General features: G+C 57.7%; 13 protein-coding genes and 1 tRNA gene. 8 read left to right on the top strand and 6 right to left on the bottom strand.

Annotated features, from left to right (window positions below):
• Window positions 1-130 precede the first annotated feature (130 nt).
• Window positions 131-2,419 carry a DUF4037 domain-containing protein gene (locus OZX64_RS06745; protein ID WP_277172239.1) on the bottom strand — a complete coding sequence of 763 codons (2,289 nt, stop codon included), beginning with the start codon at window positions 2,417-2,419 and terminating at the stop codon, window positions 131-133.
• A 351-nt stretch (window positions 2,420-2,770) separates the two neighbouring features.
• Here OZX64_RS06745 and OZX64_RS06740 point away from each other — a divergent pair, with 351 nt between their 5' ends.
• Window positions 2,771-4,987, top strand: a complete 2,217-nt coding sequence (locus OZX64_RS06740) for a DUF6020 family protein (protein ID WP_277172236.1) — start codon at window positions 2,771-2,773, stop codon at window positions 4,985-4,987.
• A gap of 262 nt (window positions 4,988-5,249) precedes the next feature.
• Here the strand turns inward: OZX64_RS06740 and OZX64_RS06735 are convergent, their stop codons facing one another.
• Complete coding sequence (locus OZX64_RS06735) at window positions 5,250-6,437, bottom strand: MFS transporter (protein ID WP_277172234.1); 1,188 nt, start codon at window positions 6,435-6,437, stop codon at window positions 5,250-5,252.
• Between the two features lie 235 nt (window positions 6,438-6,672).
• Window positions 6,673-6,749: transfer RNA gene (locus tag OZX64_RS06730), tRNA-Pro, on the bottom strand.
• A 303-nt stretch (window positions 6,750-7,052) separates the two neighbouring features.
• Between OZX64_RS06730 and lysS the strand changes: the two genes are divergently transcribed.
• The 3 genes from lysS (at window position 7,053) to OZX64_RS06715 (ending at window position 11,037) form a co-directional block, all read left to right on the top strand.
• A complete protein-coding gene (lysS, locus tag OZX64_RS06725) occupies window positions 7,053-8,717 on the top strand; it encodes a lysine--tRNA ligase (RefSeq protein ID WP_277157006.1) in 1,665 nt (554 codons plus the stop codon).
• Between the two features lie 235 nt (window positions 8,718-8,952).
• Complete coding sequence (gene menA / locus OZX64_RS06720; protein ID WP_277172232.1) at window positions 8,953-10,014, top strand: 1,4-dihydroxy-2-naphthoate octaprenyltransferase; 1,062 nt, start codon at window positions 8,953-8,955, stop codon at window positions 10,012-10,014.
• Between the two features lie 276 nt (window positions 10,015-10,290).
• Window positions 10,291-11,037 (top strand): phosphoglyceromutase, encoded by a 747-nt coding sequence (locus OZX64_RS06715; protein ID WP_348519406.1) that lies wholly within the window; start codon window positions 10,291-10,293, stop codon window positions 11,035-11,037.
• A gap of 459 nt (window positions 11,038-11,496) precedes the next feature.
• On the opposite strand, the gene phoU is transcribed toward OZX64_RS06715, so the two are convergent.
• Together phoU and OZX64_RS06705 are read right to left on the bottom strand one after the other, a co-directional pair.
• Window positions 11,497-12,174, bottom strand: a complete 678-nt coding sequence (gene phoU / locus OZX64_RS06710; protein WP_277175014.1) for a phosphate signaling complex protein PhoU — start codon at window positions 12,172-12,174, stop codon at window positions 11,497-11,499.
• Between the two features lie 149 nt (window positions 12,175-12,323).
• Window positions 12,324-12,581 (bottom strand): hypothetical protein, encoded by a 258-nt coding sequence (locus tag OZX64_RS06705; protein ID WP_277157009.1) that lies wholly within the window; start codon window positions 12,579-12,581, stop codon window positions 12,324-12,326.
• 119 nt (window positions 12,582-12,700) lie between these two features.
• Between OZX64_RS06705 and manA the strand changes: the two genes are divergently transcribed.
• From manA to OZX64_RS06685, 4 genes are all read left to right on the top strand, one after another.
• Window positions 12,701-14,362, top strand: coding sequence for a mannose-6-phosphate isomerase, class I (manA, locus tag OZX64_RS06700; RefSeq protein WP_277172230.1), 1,662 nt, complete (start codon window positions 12,701-12,703; stop codon window positions 14,360-14,362).
• Between the two features lie 322 nt (window positions 14,363-14,684).
• On the top strand, window positions 14,685-15,608 hold the full coding sequence (locus OZX64_RS06695) for a CHAP domain-containing protein (protein ID WP_277172228.1): 924 nt from the start codon (window positions 14,685-14,687) through the stop codon (window positions 15,606-15,608).
• A gap of 205 nt (window positions 15,609-15,813) precedes the next feature.
• Window positions 15,814-16,554: a C40 family peptidase gene (locus tag OZX64_RS06690; protein ID WP_277172226.1), complete on the top strand. Its 741-nt coding sequence runs from the start codon at window positions 15,814-15,816 to the stop codon at window positions 16,552-16,554.
• Between the two features lie 141 nt (window positions 16,555-16,695).
• Window positions 16,696-17,703, top strand: coding sequence for a universal stress protein (locus tag OZX64_RS06685; RefSeq protein WP_277172224.1), 1,008 nt, complete (start codon window positions 16,696-16,698; stop codon window positions 17,701-17,703).
• 266 nt (window positions 17,704-17,969) lie between these two features.
• Here the strand turns inward: OZX64_RS06685 and OZX64_RS06680 are convergent, their stop codons facing one another.
• Window positions 17,970-18,386, bottom strand: coding sequence for an OsmC family protein (locus OZX64_RS06680; RefSeq protein ID WP_277157014.1), 417 nt, complete (start codon window positions 18,384-18,386; stop codon window positions 17,970-17,972).
• Between the last annotated feature and the right edge of the window lie 334 nt (window positions 18,387-18,720).

Below are 18,720 nucleotides of genomic sequence, written 5' to 3'. Positions count from 1 at the left end.
TTTGTTGTGTTTTCGGTCATTGTTGCTCTTTTCCTCGTTATGCCCGTTTCGCCCGCCGTTATTGGTTCGTTCGTTAATGTGCTGCTACCAACTCTAGTAGTGTCGGCAGGTCATTTTCGCTTTTACGCGTTTACAGGCTGTGCAGTACCGGATTGTCACTGCCGATGTGCGCCTCGACGTACGGTCGCTGCCACTCCAGGAATTCCTCGTCACTGTTGGTCAGGCCCTCGGCCTTGAGCTCCGCGACGGTTTCGGTGCAGATGTGCTCGATGGTGTCTTGTATCTGCTTCTGCGCCGGAGCGGAACCCTTGCCGCCCTCACCGAATCCGGAGCCGCCGAAGCAGGCCGCCGAAGAAAGGCGCAGGACGGTTTCAAGCTGTTCGCAGACATCCGGCAGGACGGTCGACATGCGTCCGGAAAGCCGGCGAAGCGCCGCGAACTGCCATTTGTAGTAGGGCATGTATCCGGCGCGGATGGGTTCGTTCAACAGGAAGACGAACGAGCAGACGTTCGTGGTGAACTCGCGGATGGAGAGCCATGCCGCCGCCCCGTCGCCACGTTTGAGCATTCGCGGCAAATTGTATTGCCCCGCCTGTGCGATCATGCCGAGTCGGCGGGAAATAAGGGAAAGCCGCACGTCGTCGGGCATCATTTTGAAGCCTTGTCGCGTCTTGGAAACGGCGCCGAGCGGGTCGGCGAAGATCTCGCCGTTGGTCGCCGCGGCGAGTGTGGGTTCGTCCAGCAGCAGCCATTCGTGCGGTTTGTCGTTGCTGGGCGCTGCCGGGTAGCCGGTGATGGATGCGAAGAAATCGCCGATGCGGAAAACGCCGGTACGTCGTGAGCCACCCTGTGCCCGTGCCGTGGATTGCCGCGGACCGAAGCCCATGAACTCCTGAGGCAGCGCCTCGTAATCGGCCTGCAGATGCTCGCCGATGGCGTCGTAATCCTCGTCGGTGAGCCACAGGCAGAAGCCGGGACCGAAGTCGTGGTCCTGCGAGTATCGGTCGTCGAAGCCATAACATTCCGAGCCGTGCCCGACCAACCCGGCTGCGATGCGCCCTTGGTATTCCGGGTATTTCTCCGCGATCATCGGCTTGCCGTAGGTCTGCCAGTAGGAGCGTGCGAGTTTGAGCCCGGAGATGGCCGGTTTGGTCGTTGCCGTTGTGCTGGTGGAAGTAGGGGAATTGTTATTCCCGGAAGTTGCCACAGCTTCCTTTTCGGTTTGTGAGGCCGTTGCGGGAGTGGCGGTATTATTGCTCGCTGTGTCGGTATTTTCCTGCTGATTGGCATCTTTATCGGATTGTGATTGGCCGGTCTTTTCCTCAGCTTCCCTTGCCGCGCGTGCAGTTTCCTCGACCTGAGCGAGATTCCTCGCGGTGATGCGGTAGTAATCGGTGTCGGTGCCGTAGCATTCCTTGATGACATTGAGCGCCTGACGGTAGGAGTCGATGGACTTGTCGAACAGTCCTGCCGCGAAGCAGGTCTGCGCGTATCCGGCCAGTGCCGAGGCGAAGTGGGCGCTGTGCTCAAGATGCCCGTTCCGATAGATTTCCAGCGTTTTCAGGGAGTGCTTCATCGCCTGATCGAGCAAGGAGTCAACGGTTTCGGAAGTCTCTGAATGGTTCTCAGATTTCCCGGTGGCATCCGTGTCTGCGTCCGCTTGCGATTGTGGCGTTTCCGTTGGCTTGCTCGCTTTGTCCTGCCCGCCTTGTGCCGCTTCGCTCGCCCGTTGCAGCAGCACCAGCGCAAGGTTGGTATGCGTGGAGGCCACGTCGATATCGGTTTGTGGATTGGTGCTTGAGGCCTCGAGAATGGAAAGCGCCGTTTCCAGTTCGCGTTGCGCCGCCTCCAGCTTTCCGGTCTCGCTATACAACATGGAAATATTGTTGTGTAGCGCCGCCATGCGCCGGTCGGTGGGTTTGAGCGTCTTCTTTGCCGTTGCCAACGCCTGCTGGTACAGGTCTGCGGCCTGGTCGTACTGCTTGGCCGCACGCATCCCGGTCGCCGCGTTGATCAGCGTGGTGGTCCACGCTTCCGTGCCTTCGATGCCCATTTTCAACCCGAGTTCCAGCGCTCGCTGAATGACCCACTGGTTGTCCTTGTGTTTCCCGTGCGAACGGTAGAAGCCCATCGTCTCGTTCAAGACGGTCAAGAGTCCCGCGTCATCGCCGGCGTTCTCGGCGTCCGCCATCGCCTGTTTCAGGTACGGTTCGGCCTTGTCGCGGGCGACGTGGGCGTCGAAGAGGGCGTCGAGCCCCTTGAGGAATTCGTCGGTGTCGAAGGTCGTGTTGGTTGCGGGTGCGGCCGCGTTGTTCGGATCGCTGGCATCGTTTTCGGGTTCTTCGGAAACCGAGGAATGTGCCTTGCTGAAAGCCCTCAAAAGCTCTTCGGGCGTCTGGCCCTGCGCGTTGTCGTCCATGACTGCTCCTTTGTCGTTTGCTGGTTCCAAGTCTATTGCCGGCGATGATGTCCACGACTCCGGTTTTATGTGAGCTATGTCACATAATGGTTTGGATGGTTGATGTCTGTATCGAATGCTGTTCGCCAAGGCTGAGGCGTTGACGTTGTGACGGCCGATTGTTGTGATTCCGATTTTGCCGGTCCATGCCATATCTGCAGCGTCGTGAATCAAACGTATTGGTGATCTGCCTGGTCGAACATCCCGACGAAGTGTCCGTGATGGTTTCGACGAACCGGCACGCTAGACTGACCGGTAGTATGCGAAGAGGTCTTGGTGCGGCGATGGCCGTGAGACGGTAGGGGAGCAGTGGTGAAAGCTGAAGGAATCGTTCGGTCCGGCAGGTCGTCGGTGGTTCGGGAGTTGTCGGTGGATGCCGCAACCGGATTGCATGGCGGCGATGCGAATAATGACGCTGCCGGCCAAAGCGTGCGGGTCGGCGGCGGATCGAGCGGCAACGGCCTGCTGTCGGCACTCCGAAACTTCTTGCGGCCTTCAAAAGTCGGTCTGCTGATTCCTGCCGTACTCGGGTTCATGGTCGCCTGTTCGAGCCAGGCCGCACAGTTCGGCTGGGTTCCTTTCGACCATGTCTATCTGTATCTGCAGGCGGTCTGCTATGCGCTGCTTTTTGCGATGCTCTATATGGTCGCGTTCCGCGGGGTGGAATTTGCGAGAACCCGTGTGTTCGAAAGTTCCGGGAACAAGGCCGCTGACAGGAGTACGAGTATAGAAGCCGGCTCGAATGGCGTCGATGGCAATGGGTGCAACGCAATGGTGACGCTCCGTGAGCCTTCGTCGGCAAGGGGCGGCAATGACGGTTCGTCAACTGCGATAATCCGAAAATCGGCATCATTTGTAGGAGGCGGTGCCGTCCATGCAGGTCGACTTCAGGATAATCGCGAGAACCCGGATGATGAGGGTGCGATGTCTGCTTCCTCTGTGGCGCGAACCCCGCACAAGCGTTTCGCCGCAGTCCGCCGTTATTTCCACTTCCGCTATGTCGAACGTCCTTCCGCCATCGCCGTCGATGCGTCGATATTGCTGTGTTGTTGGCTGCCGTATATTATTTTGCTGTTTCCCGGCGTGATTCATTTCGATACCGGCGACCAGATCGCGGAATATTACGGGATGCCGCTGTATGGCATGAACGCGGGCAAGATCTGGGACCATCACCCCTTCCTCGACACCTATCTTTACGGTTGGTTCGCCTCGATCGGCAAGACGCTGTTCGGCAATTACAACATTGGCATGTATATATACGCGCTTTTGCAGGCCGTAGGGTTCGCTTTCGGCGTCGCGTGGATGCTGGCGTACCTCGGCAGAACCGACCTCAATCGCAGGGTACTGCACGGTTGCGCCGCATTCTTCTGCTTCTTCCCGGTGGTGCCGATGTGCGTCATGTCCATCGCCAAAGACACGACCAGCGCGATGTTTTTCGTCCCTTGGGCGATTATGTATTGCAAATTGGTCGATACCAAGCTTCAATTATTACGTAACCCGTGGTTCGTCGTGGCGTTCGCATTTGACGGACTGCTGGTGGCGCTGACCCGCAAACTCGGTCTTTACGTCATCGTGCTGTGTCTGCTGGCGCTGGTTGTCGGCAAGTTTCGGGCGTTGCTCAAAGCGGCCGCCGTCGCACTCGCTGTGGTGCTGTTCGTCATCGTTGATATGGCGATACCGAAATTCGCCTTTCAACGTATCAACGTGGTGCCGGGCACGCCGGAAGCCGCGCTCGCCTTGCCGATCCAGATGATGGCCCGTGCCGCGCACGACCATCCCGACGATATCAGCGCGTCGGACCGCGACGCCGTCGACAACTACATCGAATATTCGTGGGATGAGATCAGCCGGAACTACGACCCGTGGCTTGCGGTGCCTGCCATCGGCTGGACAGTCAAGGGCAAGGTCCCGATCTCCCGGTTTGCCAAGGCTTGGCTCGATGTCGGTCTGCGCCATCCCGATTCATATCTGCAGGGCTTCTTCTGCCTGGAAGCCGGATGGATGACTTTTGATGCCTTTAGTGTCAAATACCAGCCCATCCCCAAGCCGGTTTCCGTGGTGATGCTGCCGATGACCACTTCCGACACGGCCTCCTACACCTACGGCGTGCTCCAGCCTCATACGCCGCCCACCGAGGCCAGTGAGACAGTCAAACAGCTCTATCGCAGCGTCGTCGATACGCCGGGAATCAACATACCGTTCTTCATGGCGTTGTGGACGTCGGTTCTGCCCGGATTCGTATTGTATTACTTGTGGAGGCGCAGGAAAGAACAGCTGCGCGCGATGCGGAGCCGTGAGCGCGACGGTGTTTTGAAGAAAGCCTCTGCTGCCGGCCGGAATTTGCTGTTGATCTGCTTGCCGTGGTTGCTGAGCGCCGCCAGCCTCTATGTCTGTGCCGAAAGCCTGTCGCGGCCGGGCCGCCCTTCGCCCACGCGTTTCGTCTTCCAGCTGGTGCTCTTGACCCCGATGGTGGTCTGCACGCTGTCTGCTGGGCGTAGCGAGGCAACGGGCCACGCGGTTACGGATTGATATGAGGTGCTTATTGGGGGCAGGTCAAAACGGATGCCTCAAGTAGGCTCCAACGTGTTTTGCTTTTCAGACATGATGGTCGTGAAACATCGGAGGTTCGAACTCCTGCGTTCGCGGCTTTCCCAATGTCGTGGCTGGTTGTAGGCAAGTATCGTGGTCGAGATCGGATAGGTGATGTAGCCCAGAGATATCCCAATATTATTTTGCCCGCTGCCGATATCTGTTGTCGGCCGCGGGTAAAGGTTTACATAATGGTGGAAAGTCACACTTCGACAGGTTCGAGGCGATCGATTGCGCTGGTATGCTGCTCGTACTTCCAGGAATACAATGCGAGCAGCAAGACGGCGATGACGGCGAACGGCAGACCGCCGAGCGCGGGGAAGTGGTAGTTCATATGTGAAGCGTTGAGCATCGCGCCGCCTACCGTGGATCCCACGGCATTGCCGAAGTTGAAGGCGATCTGCACGGTGGCGCCGCCGATGAGCTCGCCGCCGCCCTTGCCGGCTTCGGCCATGAGCAGCTGTTGGGGCGAGGAGATGAAGAAGAGTGCGAAGGAGATGATGAAGGTAAAGATCGCACAGTCAAGACGGGAACCGGGAACCAAAAAGACCAGCGCCAGGCCGATTACCGAGATGAACTGTCCCATCGCTGCCGTTCCAGCGCTGCGCCAGCGGTCGGCGAAATGGCCACCGTACAGGCCTCCGATCACCATGCCGAAGCCGGCCAGCATCATCAGCAGCGGCACCATGCCGGAGGAATAGCCGCCGACCTTCTGCAACCAGGGGGAAACGTAGCTCCACCAGCAGAAGATGCCGGTGTTGCCGGCGAGCACGGCGCCCAGGACCATCCACGGGCCGGGATGGCCGAGGAAACGGAACTGACCGAGGATGCCGGCGTCCTCGACGGGTTCGATGCGAGGCACCCAGACAGTGACCAGCACGACGGTCAGAGCCGCCACGCCGGCGAGCAGCAGGAAGGCCAGTCGCCACGAAAGATGTTCGGCGATAAGGGTTCCTGCAGGTACGCCGAGCATGTTGGCTACGGTCTGGCCGGTGATGGTCATGCTTACGGCCTTGGCGGCCTTTCCGGGTTCGGCGATGGTTTTCGCGATCAGCGTGGCCGTGCCGAAGAACGCGCCGTGGGGCAGGCCTGCGACGAATCGTCCGATGATGAGCATCGTGGCGCTCGGTGCGACGGCGCTGAGCAGGTCGCCGACCAGAGCGATGACCATGAAGAGGACGATGAGCTTTTTCGGGCCGGCCTTGCGTCCGAAGACGAGCATCAGCGTGCCGACGCACACGCCGATGGCGTAGGCCGAGATGAAATTGCCGGCTGTGGGGATGCTCACGTTCATATCGTGTGCGGCTTGGGTGAGAATACCCATCATCACGAATTCCGCGGCTCCGAAAGTGAAGGCTCCGCAGGCCAGTGCGAGCAGGCTTTTCTTCAACTTGACTCCTTATAGGTCTGTTGATTGTTGTTGTTTTGGTGCCGGCGCTGTTCGCGCCGAATCTTTACCTTGATATGATCGCGATAAAAGTATGAACCTGGTTAGTCTCAGGGCCTTCGAATCGCCATGTGTCCCGTTGGCAAAGCATGAAGTTGGTTGGATGACGATGTTGTGGAATTCACTGTGAAGTGCTCCTGGCATGACGAAACCCCTTGCAAAACAAGGGGTTTCTAGTTGGTCGGGCTGGCGAGATTTGAACTCGCGGCCTCTTCGTCCCGAACGAAGCGCGCTACCAAGCTGCGCTACAGCCCGATGAACAACAGCAATCATGATACAACGAACCCATAGACGAGTCCAGTATGCGTGTCGCCATAATGGTATGGATGGTATTGTACCGCTGTTTCTTTCCTGTTTGCCTGCCATTTGTGGAAAGTCGCTCGCGTATTGGTGCTGGTAAACGGCATGTGACCAGTGGTTATGTGCCGTTTGCGTGCAGTAGGTTGTGGGTTCAACGTGTTGGTGCTGGTAAACGGCATCTGAGTTGCGATGACATGCAGTTTACCGGCATGAGAGCGTCCATCATCGTGTATCGGCTGCTCGGTACACTCGTTAACTATGAGCGAAACCAAAGAAACCGGCGAAAACCGGAATGAAGAAGAGGCCGAGGCCCCGGTAATGTCCACCGTCGAGCGTGCGGAGCTGCGGCTTAAACAGGACGAGGCCATCGCCGAAAACATCAATGAAGGCAAGTCCTTCGACGAGGCCATCGACCCGAGCAACAAACAGTTCGGCCCGGAAGGTCAGCCTGAGCAGGTGCAGATGCGCGTGGCCAAGCGTGCCCAGATGTTGAAGGACGGCGTCAACCCCTATCCCGTCGTCGTGCGTCCGAGCGATACGATTCCCGCCGTTCGCGCCAAGTACGACGGCAAGCTCGAGGCCGGCCAGGAGACCGAGGATGTGGTTTCGATCGCCGGGCGCGTGCTGTTCCTGCGCAACGGCGGAGGACTCTGCTTCGTGCAGCTTTCCGCAGGCGACGGCACCAAGATCCAGGGCATGATCTCCAAGAAGGAGATCGGCGCGGATTCGCTGAAGGCGTTCAAGCAATTCGTCGACCTGGGCGACCACCTTTACTTGAAGGGGCGCGTGATTGCCTCCAAGACCGGCGAGCTTTCCATCTTCGCCAGCGAGTGGAAGATCGCGTCCAAGGCGTTGCAGCCCCTGCCGGCGCTTCACAAGGAGCTGACTGAGGACACCCGCACCCGCAAACCGTATATCGGCATGATCGCCGACGAGAAGATCCGCGACATGGTCCGTAAGCGTTCCAAGGTCGTCTCCTCGCTGCGCAACACCTTCGCGCAAGATGACTTCCTAGAGGTCGAGACCCCGATGCTGCAGACCGTGCACGGGGGAGCGGCGGCCCGTCCGTTCACCACCCACATGAACGCCTTTGACATCGACCTCTACCTGCGCATCGCCCCGGAACTGTTCTTGAAGCGCTGCCTGGTCGGTGGCATCGAGCGCGTCTTCGAGATCAACCGCGACTTCCGCAACGAGGGCGTCGACGGCACGCACGCCCCGGAGTTCACCATGCTCGAGGCCTACCAGTCCTACGGCAACTACGACACCATCGCGGACCTGACCAAGAAGCTCATCCAGCGTGCGGCCATCGACGCCTTCGGCTCCACCAAGGTCACCCTGCTCGACGGCAGCGAATACGACTTCGGCGGCGAATGGAAGAAGATCTCCATGTACGACTCGCTCTCCGAGTCGCTGGGCGAGGAGATCACTCCGGAAACATCCGTCGAGCACTTGGGCGCCATCGCCGACAAGCTCGGCGTGGAACGTGACGAGGTTGAGAACCACGGCAAGTTGATCGAGCACCTTTGGGAACACTTCTACGAGGCCGATCTGGGAGCCACGGTGCCGACCTTCGTGCGCGACTTCCCGGTGGAGACCAGCCCGCTGGTCAAGGCCCACCGCTCTAAGCCCGGCATGGTCGAGAAGTGGGACCTTTACGTGCGTGGCTTCGAGCTGGCCACCGGCTACTCCGAGCTCAACGACCCGGTGGTTCAGCGCCAGCGTTTGGTCGATCAGGCCAAGGACGCGCTCGCAGGCGACGTCGAGGCGATGGACATCGACGAGGACTTCCTCGAGGCACTCGGCGTGGGCATGCCTCCGACCGGCGGCATGGGCATGGGCATCGATCGCCTGCTGATCGCCCTGACCGGTGCGACGATCCGCGAGACCATCACCTTCCCGTTGGTGAAGCCGCTGAACTGATAACTGGTAACTGATTATGTTTGATTGAATGCGGCGGCAGGTTGGAGAAGTCTGATCTGCCGCCGCGTTTTCGTGAGCGGGCTTGAGTGTGCGACTCAAACGAATTTGTATTGCTTGTGGTTGTGCTGATGAAACCGTCAACGAAAGATGGGATGTAGCTTCCGCCGCTTAGAGTGTCAGTAACTGCTTAGCGTGCATCATCAATGATGAAAACCTCAAGATCAGGAGTGCGGGAATGAAAAACATGGCATTGTGGGTCAATGGTCTGCGGCCAAAGACGTTGCCGGCGTCCATTGCGCCGGTGCTGGTGGGTGTGTCGGCGGGTTATCGCTTGCTGAAGGCTGCCAAGGATGCGGCGTGCGCGACTGAGCCATCTGGGCTGCAGGGTTGTGTGGCAGGCCCGAATGATGTGGAGACGGCCGGTGTCGCCAATATGTCTTGGGGTATGTTCGCGCTGCTCGCCGTGCTTTGCGTCATCGTCGCGCTGTTCATCCAGATTGCCGCCAATTTCGCCAACGACTATTCCGACGGTATCCGTGGTACCGACGCGGGGCGAGGCGACACGGAGAGCAGAACCGCCAAACCGCAGCGTTTGACGGTCTCCGGCCAGGTCACTCCTCGGCAGGTGTTGGCCGCCGCCGGCGTCAACGCCTTCATCGCCTGTGTGGCGGGTCTTGCCATCACCATCCTCACCGGTCACTGGTGGCTTATCGCGCTCGGCGTGCTGTGCCTGCTTGCCGGATGGTTCTATGTCGGCGGCAAACATCCGTATGGCTATGCCGGTTTCGGCGAGGTCGGCGTCTTCGTCTTCTTCGGTCTGGTTGCGGTATTGGGTACGGAATATGTGCTGGTCGGACGCCTCGATATCTGGGGCTTTTACGGGGCGATCATCTGTGGCCTTTATTCCTGCGCCATTCTCATGGTCAACAACTTGCGTGACGTCGACGAAGACAAGATCAGCGGCAAGATGACACTGGGTGTGCGGCTCGGCAAAAGCAATGCCAAAGTGGTGCTGCTCTTTGTTTACTTTGTGTGTCTTGCGGCGACGGCCGCGCTCGGCCTTACACCGTTGGTCGATCTGTTCGTTGCCCCGAACGGCATCCACATTGTTGGCATTGTGCTCACTCTTGTCGCGATTGCGCTCGCGATTCTGGCATTCATCATCGGTCTGTCGATGATCGGGGCTGTGCAATCCGGCGATTTTGTCAAGGCCCTGCCGATGTGCAGTATGACCCTGCTGCTGTTCTCCATTCTGTTCGTCATCGTCAAGATTGCGCAAGTGGTCATCGGCGTGTGAATGTCGCAACGCGGCAGATGGCGGATAGAGTGGTGCGACAGGAGATTGTGCGTAGCCATAATCGCTTGTCGCTTGTCGCTTGTCGGATGTCGGATGTCGGACAGCGTTTGTCGTTTGTCAGATGTCGGGACGACGCGGTGTTGTATTGTCGGGTCGCCGTATTGCCGAGGTGCGGTTACGGGAGGTTTTCGACTGTCGGAAGAGTGGTTGAGTGCGTATCGTTAGCGCTCACATTTTCACCGTTCACCCGTCTCATTTATCGCCTATCATTGAATTATGTCTTATAGATTAGTATTGCTCCGGCACGGCCAGAGCGCATGGAATAAAACAAACCAGTTCACCGGCTGGGTGGATGTTCCGCTCACCGATAAGGGCGTCGAAGAGGCCAAGCACGGTGGCCAGCTCTTGAAGGAGAAGAATGTTCTTCCCGACATCGTCTTCACCTCGCTGCTGCGTCGTGCAATCAACACCGCCAACTACGCACTGGATGAGGCCGATCGCCTGTGGATTCCGGTCAAGCGCAGCTGGAGGCTCAACGAGCGTCACTATGGCGCCCTGCAAGGCAAGAACAAGTCCGAGATTCGTGAGAAGTACGGCGACGAGAAGTTCATGATCTGGCGTCGTTCCTACGGCACCCCGCCGCCAGACATCGATCCGAACGACGAGTTCGCACAGAACAACGACCCGCGTTACGCCGGCGATCCGGTGCCCGAGGCCGAGGCTCTGTCCAACGTCGTCAAGCGCGTCACTCCGTACTGGGAGTCCGACATCGTTCCCGAGCTCAAGAGCGGCAAGACCGTTCTGATCGCCGCGCACGGCAACTCGCTGCGCGCCATCGTCAAGATGCTTGACGGCTTGAGCGAAGAGGAGATCTCCAAGGTCAACATTCCGACTGGCATTCCGCTGGTCTATGAGCTTGATGAGGACATGAAGCCGATCAAGCCCCGTGGCGAGTATCTCGATCCCGAAGCCGCCAAGGCCGGTGCCGCCGCCGTGGCTGCCCAAGGCCAGGCCAAGAAGTAAGTTTCACTGCTTCTTTTTTAAAGGGTGGTTCGTACAGGAGACTGTACGGGCTGCCCTTTTCATATGTGTTTCTGGATTGATGAAGCGCTGTCGAGCCATAGGACGGAATGGTTATGCTCGACGTCTGCACTCCACCGATATCAAGCCCCGAACCCATAGGATAGGGTCGATGCCGAAACCAGCCGACAAGATCATACTCGTTGCGCAATGGGTGCTGTTCATCGTGGGTTTGTGGCTTTGCGCGTAGGTTTTGCCGCAAACCCATGGTGAACAAGTTCTTTATCATGGGTTTGTGGCTTTGCGCGTAGGTTTTGCCGCAAACCCATGGCGAACAAGTTCCTTATTATGGGTTTGTGGCTTTATACATAGGTTCTGCCCCAAACCCGTGGCGAGAAATGCGATGGATGGCCGATCTGAGGCACAAAGAAGGCGTCGCGGTTTATTGGCCGCTCAGATTGTCTAGTCCTCGTCCGGATTGCGTGGCTCCTTGCTTGGATCGAAGCCGGAAACGATGTAGACCACCTGGCGGGCCGTGGAAACGGCATGGTCGCCGAGGCGCTCCATGAACCGCGCGGTCAGTACTACGTCGATAAGCTGCTGTCTGGTGACTTTCCAAGAGTCATCGAGCACCAGTTCGAAACTTTGCCGATGCAGCTCGTCGAGTTTGTTGTCATCGGCGATGACACGCTGGGCCAACGTCGTGTCGCGGTCGGCGAGCATTTCCGGCAACCTGTCCGCGGTGACGTCAAGCAGGGCGCGCATGCTTTCGAAAATATGGCGTGTCTGCTCATCGTCCGGCAACGCCGAGGCGGGGTAAGCCCGGTATGCTGTTCGCGCGATGTGCTGTGCCAGATCGCCCATACGTTCGATGGTGGAGGCGAGCCGCAACGTGGCGACGACCACGCGCAGGTCTGTGGCCACGGGGCTTTGCTGGGCCAACAGCTTCACACACTGGTCAAGAACCTGCTTTTCCAGCGCATCGATAGTCGCATCGCCGTCGATAACGGCTTTGGCTGCGTCCTGGTCCTTGTCTATCAACGCTTTTCCGGCACCGTGAATCGCGTCGCAAACATTATTGGCCATGTGTTCCAGATCATCGGCGACTGCTTTGAGCTCTTCGTTGTAGATGACGCGCATATGAGCTTCTTTCATAGTGGTTGGATATGCCGGTTATGCGTTGTTGTTTTAAGGTTCTTGGTAGTTGCCGAGAACACGCGATCAGAAAATAGCCGAATCGCCGAGCACGTTCGCCTTTTTGAAGACGGGCGGGTCATTTTGCCGTCGCTTCAGTTGGCGCCGAGCCGACGATAGTCCCAGCGGTCAAAATGTTCCCAAATCAGCATCAGTGCGCCGATGACAACACCTGATGAGCATAGAATAATCGCTCCAACGACGTGGAACCCGCAGGCGAGCAATATGGCGCTGACCGCAAGGGCAATCAGCCACCAGCTGGTGATGATCAGGAACGTCTTGCGCAAATCGACCTGAACCGGCTTCGGTGCGGGCTTACAGACATCGGGGTTGATGATCGGTGCGAACTTCATGCATCTGATTTTAGTATCCGGGGTTAACCTTATGTTGGCTGTACGCTGATTTCGTTTGCGAATCGGTATGAGAGCCATGAGAGCATAGAGTCAACATAGTCCATAAGGAGTCCTGGCAAGTGTATTCGATTCACCCGGTCGTCAAGCGGTATGCCTGGGGCTCCTATACCCGTTTGCAGACGATGTTCGCCTCCCAGCTCCCGGCACGCAACACGCATTCGCCTTTGCGAGGCGCGGGCCAAGCCTCTTGCAGCGATGAACATCAGGCATCCCTCGGTGCAAGCCGGTCGTTTGCAGTAGCGGCCCAACGCGTCCAATCCGACCCGCACGCGAATGTCGACGATGACCCCGTCGCGGAGATGTGGTTCAGCGGTCACGCTCAGTGGCCCTCCCGGGTGGATCTGAACCCGGAACAAGACCCGGAGAAGCTTTCTGAAGACAAACGGCATCAACAAAACAGGGCGTTGGCAAGGCTGCGCAATTCGCGTGTCCCCGGCGTGCAAAAGTCCACGGGACGCTGTGGCTCAATGGTGTTGACCGATCTCATTCGCGCCGATCCGGAAGGCATGCTCGGCGCTCGCTGCTCCGAGGAATTCGGTCCGGTTCTGCCGTATCTTTTGAAAGTCATTTCCGCGCGCATCCCGCTTTCCCTCCAGGTCCATCCCGTCGATTTCCAGGCGCGGGCCGGCTTCAACGACGAGAACGCGCGGCATGTGCCGATTCAGGCGCCGGAGCGTTCCTTCAAGGACGCGGTGGCGAAAAACGAGATGGTCGTCGCTTTGGAGCCTTTCGACGCATCTGTCGGTTTCGCAACGCCCACGTTCATGCTTGCCAACCTGACGTTGGTGGATCACCCGGTCGCCCGGCGCATGGTCGAGGCGCTGACTGCGCAACCGCATCATGGCAGGCATGTCATTCATGGTATACATGCGATACACGGAAGATTCAATGCAGCCCGGCATGTGCCGGAATCCGAGAACGGCGATTTTGCCGAGGCCGATGCATTGATGCCCCTGGCCTCCAAGGTTTGGCAGCCGACCCGTAAACGGATTTTCCGCGCTTTCCACGCGGCTGTTACGGCCGGTCCTGTCACCGGTTTGCATGAAGCTTTGGCGAACGCGGCTTCTGAAGTGTCCGGCGAACGTTCCAAACTGGCCTTCCGCTACGTCCTCGTTGCCGAAGAGGCTTTCCCCGGTGACCCCAGCGTATTGGCATTGCTGATGATGAATCCGCTTGAGTTGCAGGAAGGCGAATCCGTCTTCATTCCGGCCGGTACGCCTCATGCCTATATTCATGGCACCGGTGTGGAGATCATGACCAATTCCGATAATGTGCTACGCGCCGGAATGACGGTGAAGCACAAGGACATCCCCGACTTTCTGCAAAGCCTCGATTGCGTTTCGTCTCTCCCTGTCGACCCGAGTGTCAGCTGGATGGCCGATTGGGGGGCCATGTTCGGCGACCGGGTCATCTACAGGCCGAAAATCGATGAATTCATGCTGAGTTACGGTAGGGTCGGCGCGGGGCAGCATCCTTGGGAAATGATGGAGCGGCTGTCTCGCCGATACGGCAGGCTCATGACCAAGGTCTCGCTCAACAACCGACATTTTGGCCCAAGGATCGTGGTGTGCGTCGAAGGGGTGGTAAGGGTCGTCTGTTCACGCGAATCCAGGATTCTGCATCAGGGGGAGGCTGTTTTCGTTCCGGCCGCCGACGGCCGTGTGCAGCTGGAATCGGATGGCGAGGCAGGCACGTTCATTATGGCTTCCACGCAGGTATGAGACCCGTCGTTTCGTTGAATTCGCAGGAGTTTGCGGATGGGGCGATAGTGTTGCCGGCAGGCACGGATACGTCGGTATTCGGCCTGTTGCGTAGGTATGTTTTTTGTGAAGAAAATGTGACACGCCGACGAATCGAATGGATTCTGCGGTTTCTATAGCGCGGCGGTTGTCATGTGTGTAAAAAAATCAGGGCTTGAAGTATTCTTGTAGCAGAAATCAAGAATGGCAGATGCGTTTTACGATGTCTTATTGATACGGTGTTGTACCGGTAAAGTTCGTTAAGGCATTTTCTGTTGGAATGTTGTCCGCAAGGAGTTGGTTTATGGTTCACGCTGCGCACAAGGCTCGGGGAGGCACGAAGCGGTCTGCCGCTATATCGTCCCTCTTCTCTCCTGTAAAGGGGACGCATTCGCGCAACGCGATGCGGCAGGCGCAGGCTGTTGCAACCAGCGGAGCAATGGTGGGATTGGCCCCGGACGTCATCGACAAACTCAACGAAATCGCTCCTGAAACGCGCCGTTCCATCCGTTTGGCTCGTGAAGCCGAAAACCGTCGCCATGCAGTTGTCGTCTCGGCTTCCCTGGCTGCGTTGGTCGGTGCCACCGCCACTGCTGTCATGTCCGGCAATCCCGGCAAACCGAGTTTTAGCGCAAGTGCAGAAACCACGACTACCTCTACTTTGAGGCCGATTAATGCCGCTTCGCGCTCCGAGGACCGTGTTCCTCTGCAGTCTTCCGGCTCGAAAGGCACGTGGAGTCTTGGGGAATCGAATACTTCGCTCGACGTTTCGGCAATGTCGAAATCGATCGCCAACAATCCGCAGGTTGCGAATCTGATGGATCAGGACTACCAGACGTTGCCTGCAGGCTTCGATCCCAATCATGCCACGGGTGATTCCGGCAACAACTATGAGTTCAGCCAGTGCACTTGGTGGGTTTATGTGCGTAGGCATCAGCTTGGGCTTCCCGTGGGTTCCCAGATGGGTAACGGTGCCCAGTGGGCGGATTCGGCCCGTGCTTTGGGCTATTGGGTTGACCGCTCGGCGCGCCACGTCGGCGATATCATGGTCTTTGCGCCCGGTCAGGATGGTTCCAATCCGATTTGCGGGCATGTGGCCGTCATCGAGCAGATCAATGCCGACGGCTCTGTTGTCACCTCCGAATGCGGCGTCGCCTATCAGGGCAAGACGTTCTCGAAAACCTACACCGCCGATCAGGTTGCGGCTCATCAGATCATTCATTACTGAGGTTACGTTCTTCTTCTCGTTTTGCTGTCATAGAAATTCGTGAAGATTGAATCGTGCCGGCGGTGGTGTCTTGATTGCTTTTGTTTCGCCTTGTAACCCAGGGCACGGCGACCTTTGACGGCGAGCCAATGGTCGGCTCTGGATCATCCTTTCGACAGGTTGTCACCGGCCCATAATGTAGCAGTTCCATGGTAACGTAAAATGTATGATGAAAGCTTCGAAGATTTGTGCATCCTTGGCCGCGCTGGCGTTGAGCGCCTCGGCCCTCCTTGCATTCTCTCCTGCCGCCTCCGCTGCCAATGAGGACAACGATCCGGTCACTTCCTCGCGTTCGTTCCGCAAGGTCAATACCGTGCGTAAAGACCTGCTGAAGGAATCCACCTCCACCGATGTCGACGCCAAGTCGAATTGGGGAGGCATCGAATCCCTTGATGTGCCTCAGACGCAATCGCAGGCCGAGAAGGACGCTGCTGCGGCAAAGGCTCGGGCCGATAAGGCCGCCGCAGATGCTGCTGCAGCTTCACGTTCTGCTGCAAGGAATTCGTTGGCTCAGAGTTCGCAGCCGCAGAATTTCACCGTCACGCCTCCCAATGGGCAGTCGGTTGCCAGTTTGTTGACCTTCGCCAATCAATTCGTCGGCGTGGTTCCTTATAAATATACCGGCAACACCCCGGCTGGTTGGGATTGCTCGGGTATGGTCCAATATATTTACGCCAATATGGGCATTTCGTTGCCGCACAGTTCCGCTGCCCAGGCGAGTGTCGGTACGGCGGTACCCGATATCTCCCATGCGATGCCTGGCGACATTCTTGCCAATTCGGAGCATGCGGCGATCTACGTGGGCAATGGCATGGTGATCAATGCCCTGAATCCTGCTTCTGGTACGGTTTATACTCCGCTGTGTTATGCTTTCGGCAGCCCGTATTCGATTCGAAGGTTGCTGTAGTCATCTGGTGTTCTCGTAGTTCAACGCGTTCCGGTAGGGGCGCGTTTCTTTATATCCGCATAATTCGTACCTGTTCTCCAAGACTGGTATTCTTGAGGTAGAACCGTTATCAACGGTGTCACGTACTTCAAGGAGGTAGTCATGGTAAACGACAAGGCTATTCTGGTAGGGGTGGATGGTTCGCAGGCCAGCTACAAGGCGACCTGGTGGGCGGCAAACTATGCCAAGCACGCAGGGCTGATGCTACAGATAGTGTGCGCTTATTCGCTGCCGAGCTATGCCGCGGTCTCGTTCGATTCCACCTACACTTCCATGGGTGACGACAACGCGGCCCATATCGATGCGCAGGAGATTCTTTCCAAAGCCAAGGCCATCGCCGACGAACAGGGTGTCGAGGCGCAGACGTTGATCGTCACCGGCGATCCCTCTTCTGTTTTCGTCGAACTTTCCCGCAACTACAACCTCATCGTCATCGGCAACCGCGGCAAGGGAGGCTTGGCCGAACGTCTTCTGGGAACCACCAGCTCGTCGCTGCCGGCATACGCCTATTGCCCGATCATCGTGGTGCCGTATACCGATGATGACGGCAAGACGATGCATTTGAACAACACCATCAAGCGTGTGGCCGTCGGCATCGACGCCAGTGCCTGGGGATTGAAGGCGTTGCAGATCGCGGCCGACCTCTCCGCCGACCGTGGCGCCGAGCTTGATGTCATCGATGCGGTCGCGGGTCTGCAGGGCGTCAGCGATGAGGACGGCGTTTACGATTCCTATATGGAAGACCTCGAAACGCAGATCGCTCCTGTCCGCAAGGCCCATCCGGATTTGAAGATCACCAAGACCATCGTTCCGGAATCCGCTGTCAGCGCTTTGACCAAGGCCAGCTACGACCACGATATCGTGGTGGTCGGTTCCCGTGGCAAGGGCGGGTTCACCGGTCTCCTGGTCGGTTCCACCAGCCAAGGCCTTATCCAGCACGCGGCCGGCCCGGTCTATGTGGTTCCACGCAAGTATGTCGAAGCCGAAAAGTCCCGCTCCGATGGCACCATCGAGGGCATCGAAGGTGTCGAGCAGGTTTCCGTGAAGACGGCCGACAGCTCCGCAGCCGAAGCCATCGAGTCCTCCATTGATCCGGAGCACAAGGCCTGATTTTTTTCCGCGAAAATGCGGGTGTGGATTTCATTTTAGGGTGCCATGCCCGCGTTTGTCGTATCTATGCCGACGAACACAGGTGTTTCGTCAATTTTCAGCGGCAATATGATTGTGATGATTTGCTGTCGGGGTCGGGGCGCCTTTGACCCGGTTCGTCTCAATGATGATATGACTCGTTGCCGCTCAAACGTTCGAATATGACAATGTGGTGCACCCTCCATGAGGTGGCACCACATTATTTATTACAGCGGGATTGACCGTCTTTACTTGGTGAGCACTTTGACTTCCATCGTCACCGGCGTGGCACGCTCATAGGTGTGCATCACTGTGCAGGACTTCTCGATGTGCTTTTCCACACGGTCCTTGAGCTTCTCGACATCCTCGCCGTGGATACCGGCGCTTTGCGCGTCAACGACCACCTGCTCGTGGAAAGCGGTGTAGACATTGGCATGCGGGTCGGAATCACCGTCGACGATAATCTTCGCGCCCTTGCCTTCGCCGAGCGAATTCTCGATGGTCATCTGGCTGGAAAGCGCGCCGCAGGCCGCCAGCGCCACCTTCATCAGGTCGCCGGGGTTGAACTGGCCCTTGCCGTGACCGAACTTGATGTGTGCGCCTTCGTCGCTGAATGCATCCCAGGAGCCGTCCTTATTGCGCTCCACCCACAGTTTCTTTGCCATTGTGTACCTCCTTGCGTTTCTGTCTTGCGCAAATCCAAGACATATCCCTACCAATCTATCCCAGAGTCCCGCCGAACGCATGAAACATTGGGGTCATCGTATCCTCTGATTCTAGAAAACGTACCTTCAAATTGGCGTTTTTGATCCCGCTTGGTGCACCAAGTCCTCGTTTTATCTTCAAATTGACGATAATTCTGTATTTTTGGGCGGTCTTGGTGCACCAAGTACCCTCTTTTTTAAAGAATGAGGAAGAATTTTATCGATTTTGCCTCACTTGGTGCCACCAAGACCGCCGAAATCCGAACATTATCTCGTGGATGAGTGGAGAGCAGCC

Source organism: Bifidobacterium sp. ESL0704, from assembly GCF_029392075.1.
Classification (GTDB): domain Bacteria; phylum Actinomycetota; class Actinomycetes; order Actinomycetales; family Bifidobacteriaceae; genus Bifidobacterium.
Note: the sequence above shows the minus strand (reverse complement) of the source record. Positions and strands in the feature narration are given on the sequence as shown.

Coding starts and splice junctions, on each gene's coding strand:
- menA (WP_277172232.1), top strand. CDS start 8,953: ATGAAAAACATGGCATTGTGGGTCAATGGTCTGCGGCCAAAGACGTTG.
- OZX64_RS06715 (WP_348519406.1), top strand. CDS start 10,291: ATGTCTTATAGATTAGTATTGCTCCGGCACGGCCAGAGCGCATGGAAT.
- OZX64_RS06745 (WP_277172239.1), bottom strand. CDS start 2,419: ATGGACGACAACGCGCAGGGCCAGACGCCCGAAGAGCTTTTGAGGGCT.
- OZX64_RS06690 (WP_277172226.1), top strand. CDS start 15,814: ATGATGAAAGCTTCGAAGATTTGTGCATCCTTGGCCGCGCTGGCGTTG.
- OZX64_RS06705 (WP_277157009.1), bottom strand. CDS start 12,581: ATGAAGTTCGCACCGATCATCAACCCCGATGTCTGTAAGCCCGCACCG.
- OZX64_RS06680 (WP_277157014.1), bottom strand. CDS start 18,386: ATGGCAAAGAAACTGTGGGTGGAGCGCAATAAGGACGGCTCCTGGGAT.
- phoU (WP_277175014.1), bottom strand. CDS start 12,174: ATGCGCGTCATCTACAACGAAGAGCTCAAAGCAGTCGCCGATGATCTG.
- lysS (WP_277157006.1), top strand. CDS start 7,053: ATGAGCGAAACCAAAGAAACCGGCGAAAACCGGAATGAAGAAGAGGCC.
- OZX64_RS06695 (WP_277172228.1), top strand. CDS start 14,685: ATGGTTCACGCTGCGCACAAGGCTCGGGGAGGCACGAAGCGGTCTGCC.
- OZX64_RS06685 (WP_277172224.1), top strand. CDS start 16,696: ATGGTAAACGACAAGGCTATTCTGGTAGGGGTGGATGGTTCGCAGGCC.